Annotated in this window: 16 protein-coding genes; 3 read left to right on the top strand and 13 right to left on the bottom strand. The window is 34.1% G+C overall.

Annotated elements, in window-relative coordinates; translation table 11 throughout:
* Nucleotides 1-54 precede the first annotated feature (54 nt).
* Nucleotides 55-1,014: a phosphoribosylaminoimidazolesuccinocarboxamide synthase gene (locus YWA_RS0104265; protein ID WP_026718571.1), complete on the top strand. Its 960-nt coding sequence runs from the start codon at nt 55-57 to the stop codon at nt 1,012-1,014.
* A gap of 79 nt (nt 1,015-1,093) precedes the next feature.
* Here the strand turns inward: YWA_RS0104265 and YWA_RS0104260 are convergent, their stop codons facing one another.
* From YWA_RS0104260 to YWA_RS0104210, 10 genes are all read right to left on the bottom strand, one after another.
* Nucleotides 1,094-2,443, bottom strand: coding sequence for a DEAD/DEAH box helicase (locus YWA_RS0104260; protein WP_022827260.1), 1,350 nt, complete (start codon nt 2,441-2,443; stop codon nt 1,094-1,096).
* Between the two features lie 64 nt (nt 2,444-2,507).
* Nucleotides 2,508-2,879: a response regulator transcription factor gene (locus YWA_RS0104255; RefSeq protein ID WP_022827259.1), complete on the bottom strand. Its 372-nt coding sequence runs from the start codon at nt 2,877-2,879 to the stop codon at nt 2,508-2,510.
* 8 nt (nt 2,880-2,887) lie between these two features.
* A complete protein-coding gene (locus YWA_RS0104250; RefSeq protein ID WP_245557695.1) occupies nt 2,888-5,113 on the bottom strand; it encodes a DUF4838 domain-containing protein in 2,226 nt (741 codons plus the stop codon).
* 82 nt (nt 5,114-5,195) lie between these two features.
* On the bottom strand, nt 5,196-6,461 hold the full coding sequence (locus YWA_RS0104245) for a YaiO family outer membrane beta-barrel protein (RefSeq protein ID WP_022827257.1): 1,266 nt from the start codon (nt 6,459-6,461) through the stop codon (nt 5,196-5,198).
* Entirely contained in the window at nt 6,458-8,842 is a 2,385-nt protein-coding gene (locus tag YWA_RS0104240; protein ID WP_022827256.1) for an LTA synthase family protein, read from the bottom strand. Before YWA_RS0104240 ends, YWA_RS0104245 begins: the two co-directional genes overlap by 4 nt.
* A gap of 12 nt (nt 8,843-8,854) precedes the next feature.
* Nucleotides 8,855-10,285: a glycosyltransferase family 2 protein gene (locus YWA_RS0104235; protein ID WP_022827255.1), complete on the bottom strand. Its 1,431-nt coding sequence runs from the start codon at nt 10,283-10,285 to the stop codon at nt 8,855-8,857.
* Between the two features lie 2 nt (nt 10,286-10,287).
* Nucleotides 10,288-11,388 carry a hypothetical protein gene (locus YWA_RS0104230; RefSeq protein ID WP_022827254.1) on the bottom strand — a complete coding sequence of 367 codons (1,101 nt, stop codon included), beginning with the start codon at nt 11,386-11,388 and terminating at the stop codon, nt 10,288-10,290.
* 31 nt (nt 11,389-11,419) lie between these two features.
* Nucleotides 11,420-11,788, bottom strand: coding sequence for a response regulator transcription factor (locus YWA_RS0104225; RefSeq protein WP_022827253.1), 369 nt, complete (start codon nt 11,786-11,788; stop codon nt 11,420-11,422).
* Nucleotides 11,789-12,140: 352 nt separating this feature from the next.
* Nucleotides 12,141-12,902: a TIGR02757 family protein gene (locus YWA_RS0104215; protein WP_022827251.1), complete on the bottom strand. Its 762-nt coding sequence runs from the start codon at nt 12,900-12,902 to the stop codon at nt 12,141-12,143.
* Between the two features lie 4 nt (nt 12,903-12,906).
* Nucleotides 12,907-13,569 (bottom strand): ABC transporter ATP-binding protein, encoded by a 663-nt coding sequence (locus YWA_RS0104210; RefSeq protein WP_022827250.1) that lies wholly within the window; start codon nt 13,567-13,569, stop codon nt 12,907-12,909.
* Between the two features lie 227 nt (nt 13,570-13,796).
* On the opposite strand from YWA_RS0104210, the gene msrA reads away from it, so the two are divergent.
* Nucleotides 13,797-14,441 (top strand): peptide-methionine (S)-S-oxide reductase MsrA, encoded by a 645-nt coding sequence (msrA, locus tag YWA_RS0104205; protein ID WP_022827249.1) that lies wholly within the window; start codon nt 13,797-13,799, stop codon nt 14,439-14,441.
* 39 nt (nt 14,442-14,480) lie between these two features.
* The gene (locus YWA_RS0104200) at nt 14,481-14,771 is read left to right on the top strand and encodes a hypothetical protein (protein WP_022827248.1); all 291 of its coding nucleotides are present in this window, start codon (nt 14,481-14,483) and stop codon (nt 14,769-14,771) included.
* An 8-nt stretch (nt 14,772-14,779) separates the two neighbouring features.
* Here YWA_RS0104200 and YWA_RS0104195 read toward each other — a convergent pair whose 3' ends face one another.
* The 3 genes from YWA_RS0104195 to YWA_RS0104185 form a co-directional block, all read right to left on the bottom strand.
* Nucleotides 14,780-15,094 carry a DUF6787 family protein gene (locus YWA_RS0104195; protein WP_022827247.1) on the bottom strand — a complete coding sequence of 105 codons (315 nt, stop codon included), beginning with the start codon at nt 15,092-15,094 and terminating at the stop codon, nt 14,780-14,782.
* Between the two features lie 30 nt (nt 15,095-15,124).
* Complete coding sequence (locus YWA_RS0104190; RefSeq protein WP_022827246.1) at nt 15,125-15,541, bottom strand: DUF6146 family protein; 417 nt, start codon at nt 15,539-15,541, stop codon at nt 15,125-15,127.
* Between the two features lie 121 nt (nt 15,542-15,662).
* Nucleotides 15,663-16,616, bottom strand: coding sequence for an NAD(P)-dependent oxidoreductase (locus YWA_RS0104185; protein WP_022827245.1), 954 nt, complete (start codon nt 16,614-16,616; stop codon nt 15,663-15,665).
* Between the last annotated feature and the right edge of the window lie 14 nt (nt 16,617-16,630).

The raw sequence follows: 16,630 nt of genomic DNA, 5'->3' as shown, positions 1-16,630 counted from the left end.
TCTTTTTTAATTAAATTTGCAACCATAAAAGAACAACACAACAACACAACGACAATGAAGGCTACTATAACTGCAACTAATTTTAATTTTCCAAAACAAAAAAACGCATACCACGGAAAAGTGCGCGATGTTTACAATATCAACGACGAATTGTTGGTGATGATTGCCACAGACCGACTTTCTGCTTTTGATGTCATTTTGCCTAAAGGAATTCCCTACAAAGGACAAATTCTGAATCAAATTGCCACTAAAATGATGGATTTGACTAAAGATGTGGTTCCAAATTGGTTAATCGCGACACCAGATCCCAATGTTGCTGTAGGTCATTTATGCGAACCTTTCAAAGTTGAAATGGTCATTCGTGGTTATCTTGCCGGTCATGCTGCAAGAGAATATGCGTTGGGAAAAAGAATGCTTTGTGGTGTTGAATTGGCGGAAGGTTTAAAAGAAAATGATTTGCTTCCTGAGCCTATTATCACCCCTTCCACAAAAGCCGATAATGGTTCGCACGACGAAGATATTTCTCGTGAAGATATTATCTCAAAAGGAATTGTTTCTGAAGAAGATTACATCGTTCTAGAACATTATACCCAAAGTTTATTTCAAAGAGGAACAGCAATTGCAAAGGCAAGTGGATTGATTTTAGTAGATACAAAATATGAATTTGGTAAAACCAAAGACGGAAAAATTGTATTGATTGATGAAATTCACACGCCAGATTCTTCGCGTTATTTTTATGCAGAAGGATATCAAGAACGACAAGACAACGACGAAGAGCAAAAACAATTGTCGAAAGAATTTGTACGTCAGTGGTTGATTGCAAATAATTTTCAAGGAAAAGAAGGTCAGCAAATTCCAAATATGACGGAAGAATATGTCGCTTCTGTTTCTGAACGCTATATTGAATTGTATGAAAAAATTGCAGGACAAGAATTTGTAAAAGCAGCTATTTCTGATATCAATAATCGGATTGAAAAAAATGTATTGTCTTATATTGAAAACTATTTTAAATAATAATTAAAGTATTATAAATTAAAATGCCTCCAAAAGTAACTTACTTATGGAGGCATTTTTTATAGGATGTGAAAAGTAATTACTTCTTGTCTTTTCTTTTCTTTGCTTGTGTTTTAAGCATATTTCGGTTTACAGAACCGTGTGTTTTCTTCTTGGTTTTTGAAGGACCACCTAAGTTGACTTTCTTGTTTTTCTTTGCTTTATCATGAAACGCTCCGTCGCCATCTAATTTCGCTTTTTTCATTAGAAATTTAATCGGCTGTTTGTCTTTTTCAGGACCAATTAACAAACTTGATACTTCTACAGTTTCTGGAAATGGAAGAACCGGCACCTCATAATTCATTAAAAGTTCTGCTTCTGCTTTAAAATCTTGTTCACGTTGTGTTACAAAACTCAAAGCTGTTCCCTTTGCATCGGCACGACCTGTTCGACCAATTCTGTGCATGTACAACTCAGGAAGTTCAGGCATTTCAAAGTTGATCACGTGGGAAATATTGGAGATGTCCAGACCACGGGCCATAATATCGGTCGTGATAATTCCTCGTAATTCGTTATTTTGAAAATTTGCCATCGTTGTCAGACGGTAATTTTGCGATTTATTCGAGTGAATCACACCAAACTGATCTTCAAAATGAGGTTCGATGCGTTCGTGCAACATATCAGCAATCTTCTTATTGTTCACAAAAACCAAAACCCTTTGCATGGTTTCATCTGTTTCTAATAAGTGCTTTAGTAAATTAATTTTAGTATTGAAATTGACCACATCATACGATTTCTGGTCAATGTTTTCTAAAGGAGTTCCTGAAGCGGCAAGGGTAACTTCTTCTGGATAATCAAAATAATCTTCCAAAATAGCATCCACTTCATCCGTCATGGTTGCGGAAAATAAAATGTTCTGACGTTTACGATCCATCATTGCTAAGATAGAAGTCAACTGCGTTCTGAATCCCAAATTCAACATTTCGTCAAATTCGTCAATCACTAACTTTTGAGCTTCCTCAAAACGAATGACACTGTCCAACGCTAAATCCATTACACGACCTGGCGTTCCGACTAAAATATCAATTCCTTCGTTGACCGCCTTTTTCTGTGTATTGATGTTAACACCACCAAAGATTCCTAATGTTTTAACCGACATGTATTTGGTCAATTTTTCCACTTCAGCCACAACTTGAACTACAAGTTCACGCGTTGGCACAAGAATTACAATTTTCGGAGTATTGGTAGGAGTAAATCGGTATAATTTTAAAAGAGGTAGGAGATAGGCAAAAGTTTTACCCGTTCCTGTTTGAGCAATTCCCATCATATCGCGACCAGACATAATTGTTGCAAAGGATTTTTCCTGAATTGGCGTTGGAATCGTAAATCCTAATTCATCAATTGCTTTTTGTACTGATTTGGGAAGATTAAATTGTTCAAAAGTTGTCATTCGCTATTTTTGGGCAAAGGTACACTTTTAGAATTTAAATATTTTAACAAATTATTGAAAATAATTACTTGTCGATGAGTCGTTTAACACGGAGTATCAATTCGATGGGATTGAAAGGCTTGGCAATAAAATCATCAGCACCAAGTTCGAATGCTTCAATAATTGTTTGTTCTTCATCTCCCAAAGCGGAAAGAACGATCACGGGTATTTGAGGAAAGTCATTCTTTAAAAGGGTGACAATCTCTAAGCCGGAATTTATGGGAAGCATTATATCGGTGATGACCAAATCGGGTTTATACTGTGTAATTTGGACGATACCGGTTGCACCATCTGTAGCAATTTGAAATTCGTACTGTTCTTTCTTTAAAATAAATTGTAAGATTTTAAGCTTCAACTCATCATCTTCAATAATCAAGATTTTTTTAGGACTATTCATCTTTTGATTTATTTGTTATAAAGTTCAATTTCGTCCAGCATGACCATTGGCTTTTTGTTCTTTCGCTTCCGCCAAAGTGGCAATTGCTTTTGATTTTCTACTGCAATTTTTATTTTTTCGAAATTAGAAAATTCGGAACTGGAGACGACAATCCTCTTTGACTCTACTGTATAATTTTCTTCTAAATCTAGTAATTTTTTCTCAGTTATTAAATGCCATTCTTCATTTTTAAAGCCAAACACTTCAATTTTTTTTGGTAAAAAAATCCAGTTCCGCTGACTGTTTAAAAAATGAAGTACAATTTGATTAAAGTTAATTTCGTTCGTCTCCAGTTCTATCTGTGGATTTATGCCGTACCAACCGACCCAGTTGATGTTGTAGTCTGTATGTCCCCTAATTCCGTCTACGAGTGATTTAGTTCCCTTTGCTGCATATTCAATGGCAGGCTCCGAACGAAAGTTAACGGTCAACTTTTCGCCGAGATGTGTTGCCGTATTTTTTGTAATTTCAAGCCAGTTCGATAGGTATTTATTTGGGGCAATTCCTTCTTCACTCAATTCATAAATACCCAATTTATTGCAGGTGTTTGCAAATTGTACGACTCGTTCTGTTAAGCTGGATTGAATTACTTTAACGCCTTCTTTATTAGTAGCGAACATACCATTTCTCTCAAAACCATAAAATTTTGATTGCTCGAAATAAACGTATTCTAAAGCCAGTCGGATTTTGTTAACTCTCGAAAAAAGGGACGGATTTTCTTTTACTGCTTCTTCGGCTTGAGCAATTATTTGATCGTATTCATGCATTGCTTTTGGTGTCAGAAACGTCGTTCGCTCCTGAATTGGTCCTGAATAAATGTCTAATTTTCGATCGGATCGTTTTTGGTTTTCTGTCAATTTATTCAAATAATTCTTTACGAATGGAGCTGCAGGTCCGTAAAATCCATTCAAGAAATCATCCGTAGTTGCTTCAATATCTATGTCAGAATTCCACAATAATTTAGCTAGAAGGTATTGCCGTAATTCAGACAAATCTCCGGGAACATCAGCATATCCTTGAGCAAAAATCCCTTTTACATTGTTTTTTTGAAAGAATGTATAATTGTCCGAAAAGGTATGGAAGTTTGGAAATGGCGAGAGGTAGTTTGAAAATTGAACGGTGTAATCCCACACGTACAAATTATTGGTTGCTTTGTTCCAACCGTCTACTATTTGCAAAAACGAACTATTTGAATCTTCGTCTAAAATGGATTTACCTCTATTTAAATCAATTGGACAAAGTAGCGTGTAAATATTAGTTTGAATTTTTAAATGTGTAGGCGGCCGAAAGGTATGTTGATATGCCAAAGTGGTGATTTTTTGTTTTGGAAAATGTTTTGCCACTTTATTTAAGAAATAATACAACGAGCCAGAAGGTCCACCGTGCTTTACATTTAAGCGGGTACAATGATCACATTCACAAAAAACAGCTTCATCGTTTTGACTTACTGAGATAAAAGTGGTGTTTGGATGTTCTGAAATGATGGTAGCTATCTTTTTAATTACGTTTCTTAGCACCTTTTTATTGGTCATGCAAAGTGATTCAGATCTTCGTTCGCCTTCGTACCAAGCAAAATATTCCGGGTTGGTTTTGAAAAATTCTTTTGCAGGTAAAAGTTTATCGAATGAATGTCCCCAAACGCTAAAATCGTCGCGGTGCCAATCTAGTTTATGCCAGTCTCTAAAATCTTGATCAAATGCATCCGGATAATAGAGCACACGGTATTCAAAAGAAGGTAGGTGAATTGTTTCCGAATTTTTTGGGAAAGTAATTTCGCTTAAAGTTGGAATCAATACTTCCTTTGCTGTAAATTTTCTAAAGCCTATATTTTCTAGAAAAGTATACACTGTATAACTTAGTAGTTTTTCATTGGGTGCGATTAAATAAATGGTATTTTCATCGCTGTTAATGCTAAAACTATTTTTATCTTTTGAATTTTCAATTACAAGATGAATTGATGACACTTTTTCATCAAAATTATTTTTATAGTAGCGTTTAATTGAGAACGGAGACTTCCAACTTTGATCTAAATATGTTTTTAAAATTACTGCAGCAGCATTTGAGCGTTCACTGTTTATAAAAATTACATTTTCTTTATCTGGCAAATTTTGAATTGATAATGTTGCTTGTGCCATAGAAATCAAATTAAAAGTCATTAAAAACAAGAAAAGAAAATACAACCTGATTTTACGCATATTCTATATTTTTAAGCACTGCAATTTGTATATCAATTTATTACTTTACGCAAATTCCATTTAATAATTATGTACAAGAAGCTTATCTAAATTTCATATCCCAAGACACAGCCAAAGAATAAATCCAGAAGAAATTTCCTTGATCAAAAATAATTTCTTGGTGTGAAATTCCGGCTTGAACACCCCAAGCGTTTCGTTTATTTCCAGTTGTAAAATTATAACTCACATTCAACTTTTGAGATTCGAGGTTCACAACAGGATCATCGTTTGCATTAAAGGCATATTGATTGAATTCCGGAGAAAGTCCCATTCCGAATGAAATTCCGAAATAATTATCAGCATCACTTCGGTATTTCCGATACGTTAATGTGGCAGAACCACTTGTTCCCGTTTCGCTAGGCGTAAAATATGGACGCAACGACCAATAACTATTTCCATAATACCAACCGACAGAACCGGTATAAATATTGGTCGTAGAGGAATATTTTAAAGTTCTAAAACCTGCTGAAATTTCAAAGCTTTTAGGCAATGACTGGTATAATTCAGCACCATATCTGTAATCTGGAAACAGAAAAGAATTAGATACACCAAAATTTACATAAGCATACAAACCTTTCCAAATTTTTGGATACATATCGACTTCAAATTGGGCGCCAACTTCGTTAAAACGTCTGTTTAAGTTGACTTTTGGTGTAATACTTCCGTATTTTGTTTGTCTGCTGTATTTTAAAGTATAATACTGCATGGGATCAAAAACAGATGAATATAAATCTATGGAAGCACTGATTCCAACGGTATTCTTTCTTAGTACACTTTCTAAACTTTTTTTATAATCACGCGCTTTTAAATCTTCTGGATTTTTGTCAATGATCATTTGAATCGTATTTAGAGCTTCTTGAGGATCGCTACTGTTTTCCTCGGCACTCGCTTTTAAAAATAAGATTTCAGGATCTTCGGGGAAAATTGCAAGCGCTTTTGAAGTCATTCGTAAAGCCGCATAAGGTAAATCGGCCCACAATTCGTTTTTAATTGCAGCAATCCATGTTTCTTTACTATCTGAATTTTTTTCAAAAATAGTAGTAAATTCCTTTCGAGCTCTTTTATAATCACCATCCCAAGAATAAGTGGTAGCTAAAAAAGATCGAATTTCATGGTAATCTGGGTATTTAGTTAAAATATTCCGCAAAGTATCCTGGGCTTGTGTTCTTTGTTCGTTGAATGCTAATTTACGTGCGGTTTCAAACGAAACATCTGGATCACCATTGTATGCGCTATCTTGTGCTTTCATTTGAAAAGCACCTAATAAGGCTAAAATAACGACTAGTTTTATATTTATCTTTAAAATCATTTTCTCAGAGATTTTTTAAAATTTAGGTATTCTTTTTCATTGGGGTAAAGTACTAAAAGACTGTCAATCATTTTTCTAGCACCTGATGAATTGTTATTTCTTTTGTAAGCTTCAGCTAATTTCAAACCTAAAATAGGATTGTCAATCTGATTAGCCAATCCTTTTTTACCAATTGCGATACCCTTTTTATCTTGTCCCGACCACCAATAAATATCCATAATTGCAAGATACGAATCGCCGTAGAAGGGAGTTCGGTTTATCACTTCTAGTAATTCTTTTTCTGAATTTTTATAATCGCCGTCCCATGCTAATATGCGTCCTTTTAAAGTTCGTACATCTCCATAATTAGGAAGATCGTTGAGGATGTAGTTGCACAGTAATTTGGCATTAGCCCTATGTTTGTTGAACGCTAATTCTCGTGCTAATAAGAAAATCTCGTCACGGTCTAAGCCTTTCGTTAAATTTTTTATGGTCGCGAGTTCTTCTTTTGTAAATTCATAAGCAGGCTTGTTGAAATTAGTAGCCGTATCTGTAATCTTATCTTTTGTCGTTACGTAAGAATTTAATTTTTTAAAATCGTTAAACGAACTGTTGATGGTGCTTTTCATCGAACCTCCGGATTCTTCTAAATTAAACTTTTCGTCAATTTTCGAAACTGTACCATCGGAGTAAAAATATTCTTTATAAATATAATCATTTATACTTCCTTTATACCGCATTAAAGCAATCGTATGCTTATTCCTAAAATCGCGAACGGTGTCGAGTCCATCAGCAATCCAGGTTGTTTTTTCAATTTTATTTAATTTATAACTATTTGTTAAAAATGAAATTAAACTGGGTGTAACATTGGTATGGGCCGAAATTGATTTAAAAATGGCCGTTTTCTTTAATAATGGACTGTAAATATAAAAAGGAACATGAAAACGCGACAAGTTGTCTTTTTGCGGTACCGGAATTAAGCGGTGATCGCCTGTAATAATAAAAATAGTATTTGCGTAATCAGCTCGTTTTGAATATTCTTTCATGAAATTTTTCAGTGAAGTATCCGTGTAAAGCAAACAGGCAAAAATATCTTTGTATTCGCTCCATTTCTTTTTGTTTGGATTTGAACTCAGTTGCCGCTCTACTTTTTCCAAGTAGGCTTTTTTAGCCGGAAAATCAAAAGGTTCGTGGTTGGTCAAAGTCATGATGATGTCTAACCGAGATTGGTTTGAATTTTTTAGCTCTGACAATGTTTTACGGTAAATTTCAGCATCTGGATAACCCCAAGAAAAACCACCTGAATTGGCTTTTGTCATTTCATATCCGGGACCAAATTTATTAATATCGATGATTTTATCAATACCGTTGTATTCTAAAAAATTACTTTTTCGATCAAATGTGGATTCATCGCCACAATAATAACTGGTTGAATAACCGTTCGATTTTAAAATACTGATTAAGGAATTGTGTTTTGGAATTGGGTTTAATTCCATGAAACCATTTTCACCAAAAGGGAGCGATCCCATTAATGAAGGCAATGCACCAAATGTTCGTCCTGCATTACTGACAAAATTTTTCCAGTAAAGTGATTTGGTAGTCAACGAATCTAAGAACGGAGTGAAACCGGCATATTCGCCACCATCTGTAAAGTCGCTTCCCAATCCTTCAATAATGATAAAAACGATATTCGGTCGCTGTGATTTAATGTTAAAAAACGGCGACAAAACATCTGGAGTTTCTTCCGAGGAACGCTGTAACGGAAACTCTTGTTTAAAAGTAACGTTTGCAGAAGAAGAAGCGGCTTTGTCATTTTTAGCTCGAACAATATCAGACAGTAGAAACTGTAATTTATTTTGATTAGCAGGTTTTTCAGCAGCTGAAAAAATAAACGTCAATCCAGCAAACAATACGAAAACTGCCAGAATAATTATTGTATTTATTTTGGGTCCAAACTTTTTCAGCAATTTTCGTAATCCAAAATAGAGAAGGAGAACGACAAAAAAGGGCAGAAAAGTTGCCAAAGAAATAGTTAATGAGGCGGTGACTGTAGTGTACATATCATCAAGGGAATATCCTAAAAGATCTGCTCCAAGATTGATGTGAGTGGTAAGGCTGTAGCCAATTAAACCAAGTTGAATGACTAATACAATTGAAAATAATAAATTGATAAATTTAATTCCAAGTCGGTTATTGATCAATTTAAAAAGGAAATAAACAGGAAAAAAAAGTAGCCCAATCGCTACACCAGTAAACGAATCGTTCAGTATTTTATATGCAAATGTTTGTACATCAAAATCGTTGAAAATTTCGATCATACTCATTAAGTAGAATAAGACGACTAGCGAAACAACCGCATAAACGTACTCTAAACTGTCTTTAAAATTAGACTTTAAATTCATTGATTAATAAAATTAAGCTTTAGTCATTCCTTTTCGGGTCATTTCTCCCCACTTTTTCTTTTTATTGAAATAATAATCAATATTTCCTTTAATTGCGGCATATAAAACAAAAGGGTGGATCACGAATGGTTCTAAAAATGCAATTTTCACAAGTTTAACTCCAGTTCCTTTTTTCTTATACTGATTGTAGGTCGTCTCTTCAGTAATTAATGCAATTAAGGAGAATACTACGGTAAATAAGTAAGCCAAAATAATAAAGCTGAAAGCGTAATCCCATCGAATTTTATCGGTGATTATTAAGATTCCAAAATAAATGATTCCCACAAATTCTATAATTGGCGCCATTCTCTCGTAAAAAAACCAATACGGATAACTCAACATTCCCAGAAGATTATACTTAGAATTGAATCCGATATTCCGATGCTTCTTTAACGTTTCAATTGTGCCACGAGTCCATCTGTTTCGCTGTGATATGAATATTTTATAACTATCAGGTGCTTCGGTCCAACAAAGTGGATCTGGAATATAAGCAACACGGTAATCTATTTTTTGCTCTTCCATGTAACCTCTCATTCTGACGACAAGTTCCATATCTTCACCCACTGTATTGCGATCGTAACCGCCTACTTTTAGAGCAAGTTTTTTATCAAATAAACCGAAAGCTCCAGAAATAACGAGCAAGCCATTCAGCCGACTCCACGCCATTCTGCCCAATAAAAACGCTCGAATGTACTCTAGAATTTGGCCTTGCTCGAGAAGTTTTGTTGGGAAATTTACATCGTGCAATTTTCCGTCTTTAACAATACAGGAATTTGAAATTCGGATTACTCCTCCAGCAGCAATTACTATTTTATCTGTACTTTCAAGAAAGGGTTTAATCATTTTCTGTAATGAATCTTCCAATAGAAGACAATCCACATCAATGCATGCTACAAATTCACTGGTACTTATATTCAGTCCGGTATTTAAGGCATCCGATTTACCACCATTTTCCTTGTCCACAACAATTAATTTTTCAAATGCAGGATTTGTTGATTTGAATACTCCATGTCGAAGCGGCATCGTAGGAATTTGCTCATTGATGAGTAAATCAACAGGAACTAAATTGTAGACTGAAATTAATTTCTCCAAACTGTCGTCTTTACTTCCGTCATTTACAATAATTACGTCGTAATTGACATAATGATTGGAAAGCAACGAACGAACATTTTCAACGATGTTTAAACTTTCATTGTACGCTGGAGCAATAATTGAAATGGAAGGAGATTTGCTGGAAGACATGATTTCCTTATAATTGACATAGCTGTTTTTTCGCTTGTATTCTCTTGTTTCAAGTTCAGAAATAGCTGTTAAAATAAGGTAAAAAGCGATAGAGCTTACTGTGTAAACCAGAAAGAGGTAGTGAAATAAATCAATTAGTATTTGAAAAATATAATTTAGCATACTTAATTTTTCTCTATGAAAGTAATTATTCTCAAAAAGTGCGGATCAGTTGACTCTGTTTTTAAAGCATCAAATTTTGCTCTATTAATTACTTTTAAAATTTTTAGAGCAGAAACTTTAATCTCAAACACAGGATGATCAACATAAGCACTAATAAAAGATTCGTCTGAAACATCAAATAAATTTTCCATCATCGCAAAAAAAGCAATTTGCTCTTCAGTACTTCGGCTTTCTATATCCGCTTTTAATATATATTTAGCCTGAACTGCATTTAAGACACTTAGAACCCTTATCGACTCCACTCTAATTCTTTGTTCAATGTGATGTAGCAATTTCAAAATTTCATCAATTGATTCAATATCACTGTAGATTTCAGCTAATTTTAACGCAAAGCAAACAATAGAATGGTTATTTGATTTAAGCCAAGATTTAATATTCAGATTCTCCTGATTTTCCAATTGTTGTAACACACGTAAAAGTTGGATCTGGTCCCACTCCGAAAGTTGCATTTCCAACTGTGCTAAAAAGTTCAACCCTTCCGCATGGAACAAATTCACCATGTACAACTGCATTTCTTTACGAACTTCTCTTCGCGGATGATTGATATGCATCATTACATCATCGTGAGCTGCTTTAACCTGAAACTGATTTAATTCTCGAATCCCCTTTGCAATTACATACCATTTCTTGTGGTACAATCTTGCTACTGCATAATCTACTAAGCCAATCTGGAAATAAAGCCTTTGAACTGAATCTGAAATTTCGCCGGATACTTCCTGTTTCAATTTAACAAGTAGCGAAAGCAAAATTTTGCGGATGAACGGATCTTTTGTTGATTTCTTTAATTGGCTGATTATTACTTTTTGCGAAGCCGAAATTTCTTCATCTGATTCCGAATATAAATAGTTCAAAAGATACGCTTCGTATTTTTTTTCGTATAAAGCAATTGTTCTTCCTTTACTTCTCAAACCCTTTCTCAAGGATCTTAAACGAAATATAAGAAAAATGATGATGATAATAAACAACCCGGTCATGATCCACAAAATCTGAATAATAAGCGGAGACTCTTTTAAATAGTCAATTAAATCATGGTAAATACTCATCTACTAACTTCGTGGTAACTAATTTGTATAATTATCGCAACAATCTTTTTATCCTTAAAACCAACTCATTAGGACTTAACGGCTTTGTCATAAAATCAGTGGCACCTAAATCAAAAGCTTGAAGAACAATTTTTTCTTGACCCGCTGCCGAAAAGACAACAATTGGGGTTTGGAGATTTAATTTATTTCTGACATGACTGATCACCTCGAGTCCACTAACAAATGGCATCATAATGTCTGTCAAAATTAATTCTGGATTGTGCAGTTCAATTAACTCAAGTGCTTCTTTGCCATCAGCTGCAACTAAAAGTTTGTATCCTTCTTTTTCAAGCCGGAATTTCAGCACCATAGAAAGCATTGAATTGTCTTCCGCTAAAACAATTTTTTTAGCACTATTCATAGAAAATTCAGTTTAGATTCCACAGTAAAGATATTATATTTCTGACCAGAATAATCGGTACTGCTGTAACATCTGTTATCTATTTTGTGTTTCTGTAAGAACATAATTTTAATGATTCATTTAGTTAAATTCAATAAATACTTTTTAGTACTTACGTAAAATTATTAATAATAGCTTTCTTCTCGAAATATTTAATAACCTGTAATTGAAAATGAATGGAGTGGAGATTTAATTTTGAAATGGTACTGACTATTAAAAGTACAAAAAATATACCACAAATTATAAAAGTAAGTCAATTATATATGGGTTTAACAAAGAATTTTGTTTTTATAGCAAAATAAAATTTTCACATCTAAAATCCTTCAAAAACACCTAATCCAAATAAAGCAAAATCATATTTTGTTGGGTCGTTTGGATCTAAAATTCGCAGATTGGTGTCTAGTTCTAAAACTGCTTTCGCATCATTTTGCTTTCTTGTCAATAATCCCAGTTTCCGAGCCACATTTCCTGAATGTACATCAAGTGGACAAGATAAAAATGCAGGGGAAACAGTGTTCCAAATACCAAAATCTACTCCGGCATTGTCGTTTCGAACCATCCATCTGAGGTACATATTGATTCTTTTCGCAGCGGAATTATTCAAAGGATCGGAAATATGTTTTTGCGTTCGTTGCAAATGATTGATTTCAAAAAATTTCTTTTTAAAATCGCTGATGTTTTTCTGCATTGAATGTGCTTCTGTAGTACTAAAAACACCTTCTAGTCCTTTATGATTTGTATAAATGTGTTGCAAACCAGTTATGAACGTTTTAAAATCAATCGCATTAAAAGTACGGTGTACAAAAGAATCAAATCGCTCTAACTGATTTGGAGAATGCGACATCACGAAATCGTAAGGCGAATTCCCCATTAAATCCATCATTTTAGATGCATTTCGTATAATCATCGTTCTATTTCCCCAAGCAATTGTAGCACTCAAGAAGCCTGCAATTTCAATATCTTCTTTTATTGAAAAACGATGTGGAATCTGAATCGGGTCGCTTTCAATGAAATTTGGATTATTGTATAGAAGCACCTTTTCATCAAGAAAATCTTTTAAGTCGCCTTGATTCATTGACTTAATTTGAAATTAAACCATCAACCATCACTAATTTCCGATCTGCCATATTTGCAAAATCTTCGTTGTGGGTTACAATGACAAAAGTTTGTCCAAACTCATCGCGCAAGTCAAAGAATAATTGGTGTAAATTCTCAGCCGAAGCGGTATCTAAATTTCCCGAAGGTTCATCTGCAAAAATAATGGCTGGTTTATTGATTAATGCTCGAGCTACTGCCACTCGCTGCTGTTCTCCACCGGAAAGTTCATTCGGTTTGTGGTGTACTCGATGGCCTAAACCTAAATATTCTAAAAGTCGAATTGCTTCTTTCTCCGATTCTTTCTTGTCCTTTTTTGCAATATAAGCAGGAATACACACGTTTTCTAACGCCGTAAATTCAGGAAGCAATTGGTGAAATTGAAAAATAAATCCCAAGTTTAAATTTCGAAACTTTGAAAGCGCTTTGTCGTTCATATTCAAAACATCTTCGCCGTTAATTTTTAGAGAAGTAGACGGTTTTATTGATGGTAAATCTAAGGTTCCTAAGATTTGCAGTAGTGTAGTCTTTCCCGCACCTGACGCGCCAACAATCGAAACAATTTCGCCTTTTTTTATGTGCAAATCCACGCCTTTCAGCACTTGTAAATCGTCGTAAAATTTTTCAATATGAAGCGCCTCAATCATAATTTAATTTTTCACAAAGTAACAAAGTTTTTCGTTAATCCAAATCTACAATCGACCTTTGTTTCGTAAGTAAGTTATAAAGTTGCGTTAATAGACCTTTAATTTGTTTAATTAATAATTAATTTTGATGAACAAAAAAGCAGTAGGAACGCTTCACAAATCAGTTGTTGTTTTAGGATGATTAAATTCCAAAAGGGCAACTTAATTTTAAAAAACCTATTTTACAAATGAAAAAATTAATAGCAATCGCATTGGCATTTTCCACTATGGCGTGCCAATCAAAAGAAAAAGTAACAATGACAGAATCAAATGCGAATAACGAAACCTTAAAGCAAGAAAAATTAGAAGTGGCCACTTTTGCAGGAGGATGCTTCTGGTGTACGGAAGCTGTTTTCTTAGAAATTGAGGGAGTAAAAACCGTTCTACCAGGTTACATTGGTGGAAAAATTGAAAATCCAACGTATAATGAAATTTCTACTGGATTAACCGGTCATGCCGAAGCAATAGAAATTGTATTTGATCCAAATGTGGTGAGTTTTGGTGACTTATTAGAAATATTTTTTGCGACACACGATCCCACAAGTCTTAACCGACAAGGTGCTGATGTGGGAACACAATACAGAAGTGAAGTTTTTTACCACAACGACACACAAAAGCAAATTACGGAAGATTACATTGCGTTAATGAATTATGAAAATACATTTGGCAAGCCATTGGTTACGGCGGTTTCAAAAGCACCTAAATTTTATGTTGCCGAAGATTATCATAAAAACTATTACAAACGAAATACAAGTCAGTCGTACTGTACGTATGTGATTACTCCAAAAATTGATAAATTGAAAAAGAACTTTCAAGATAAGTTGAAAAAGTAAGCACAATAAATTAGGCATGTTTTTTGTTTTATAAATAGTATGAAACAAATTGAACAACTTACTGATAAGAGAAATCAAACGCGAGACTTAGTTTTAAGTCTCTTGTTTGACGCGATAGGAATGATGTCTTTTTCAATTCCACTGATTGGCGAATTTGCCGACGTAGTTTGGGCTCCGTTATCAGGTTTGATAATGGTTTGGATGTACAAAGGTACGATGGGAAAAGTAGCAGGTGTCGTTTCTTTCGTTGAAGAACTTCTTCCCGCCACGGATATTATACCGTCGTTTACATTAATGTGGTTTTACAGTTATTTTATAAAAAAAAGCTAGAAGAAATTCTAGCTTTTTTGTTTTGGTAGTAAAAATCCCAATTTCATACTTCGTATCATTTTTGTGGCAAATGGTGTAAAAAATTTAGATTGGCCAAAAAGCCATCCAAAAAACATCAGCATAAATGGATAGAGTGGAAGTACTAAAACAAGTAAAATAATATAATAGATAATGACGTTTGTATTTTCTTTAGTCATTCCCAACTCGTCTAAAAAGAAAGCAGATATTCTAGCGGATAAGGAACCGTTTATCGCAAAAACTATAAAAATAATTGCGAGTTGAAAATTAGATGTAATTCCCCAACGGGTCTTAAGCTTATTCATTTGGTGCTAAAATATACACAAAAGTAGTACTTATAATCGAGCCTTAAAACCACCCAATTGAATATTATTAGTTAATTGAAAATACGTCAAATAGTTGTACAATAAATAGTTTACTTCGTAACCATAATCAATATTACTTTGATAATTGATGGTCATTTCAAACAAATCGCGTCTTGGTCCTGAAATCACATTTTGATTCCACTGGTTTACCCAAAGACGGTTTCTTTGTTCCATGTAATTTTGCGTATAATAATTTCTAGGTTTGGCATAGCTCGCTAACCAACCATTAAAACCGGCATCAATAATTATTACTTCATATTCCAATTCGTCGTTTGCAATGCGAATGGTATCGTTTTTTGAAGTACCAGTATCAAAAGTGGTCGTCTTTTTTGTTCCGCAAGCCACTGCGAAAAATAAAGCGACAATTATAACGAAGTGTTTTTTCATAATTATTATTTTCACTAAAAATACAATTTTTTGTAGATATAGTAGCCGACTTTATTTGATTTAACAAAAATTGCCAAACGATGAAGTTTGGCTAGTTTTTAATTTCTTGAAAAATCTATTGTTATTTTAGAAGCTGAGCGACTTTTTGTACCAATTCAATTTCCATTCTCTGCTGTGTTTCTACTGTCGTACTTCCAATGTGAGGTGTCAACGAAACTTTTGGATGCATCAAAACTTGAACGGCAGGAGTCGGTTGCTCTTCAAAAACATCTAATCCAGCAAACAGTACTTTGTTGTCGTCTAATGCTTTTAATAATGCCACTTCGTTGATGATTCCGCCTTGTGAGACGTTTACAATTCCCACATTGTCCTTCATTAATTTGAATTCTGGTTCACTGATCAAATATTTCTTTTCAGACGCAGGAAGATGTATCGTAATAAAATCCGAGTGCCTTAAAAGTTGGTTTAATTCTACTTTCTCTACTTTTACAATCACCGACTTTCCGTTGTAGAAATTCAGTTCAATCTCCGTTTCTTCAGTCGAACCATCAGCAACGATTACATGCATTCCTAAAGCTAATCCTATTTTTGCAACTTCAATTCCAGAAGCTGTAAAACCAATGATTCCAAGTGTTTTTCCTCTTAGTTCTATTCCGCTTGAGTATGCCTTTTTCAAGCTATTGAAATTACTATCTCCTTCTAAAGGCATATTTCTGTTGGCATCGTGCAAAAAACGAGCACCTGAAAATAAATGTGCAAAAACCAATTCTGCCATTGCTACGGCGGAAGAATCGGATGCATTTACAATTGTTTTTCCTTTAGATTTCGCGTAGTCAATAATCTTATTGTCAATAGCTTCTTCAGCAATTCCTATTACTTTCAGCGAAGGACAATCGTCTAATAGTTCAGTTGAAATTTTTGTTGCAGTACGAACGAATAAAACATCAATTTCATTTTTATTGATATAAGCGGCAACTTGCTCTTGCGCGACTTTCGTAGTGATTACTTCAAATCCGTTTTGTTCTAAAAGTTGGATTCCATTTGCTGAAATTCCATCGTTAGCTAATACTTTCATTTTAATTTATTTGT

Origin of the sequence: Flavobacterium antarcticum DSM 19726 (assembly GCF_000419685.1) — a bacterium.
Taxonomy (GTDB): Bacteria; Bacteroidota; Bacteroidia; order Flavobacteriales; family Flavobacteriaceae; genus Flavobacterium; species Flavobacterium antarcticum.
The sequence above is the reverse complement of the archived record's forward strand: the minus strand, read 5'-3'. Positions and strand labels throughout refer to the sequence as shown.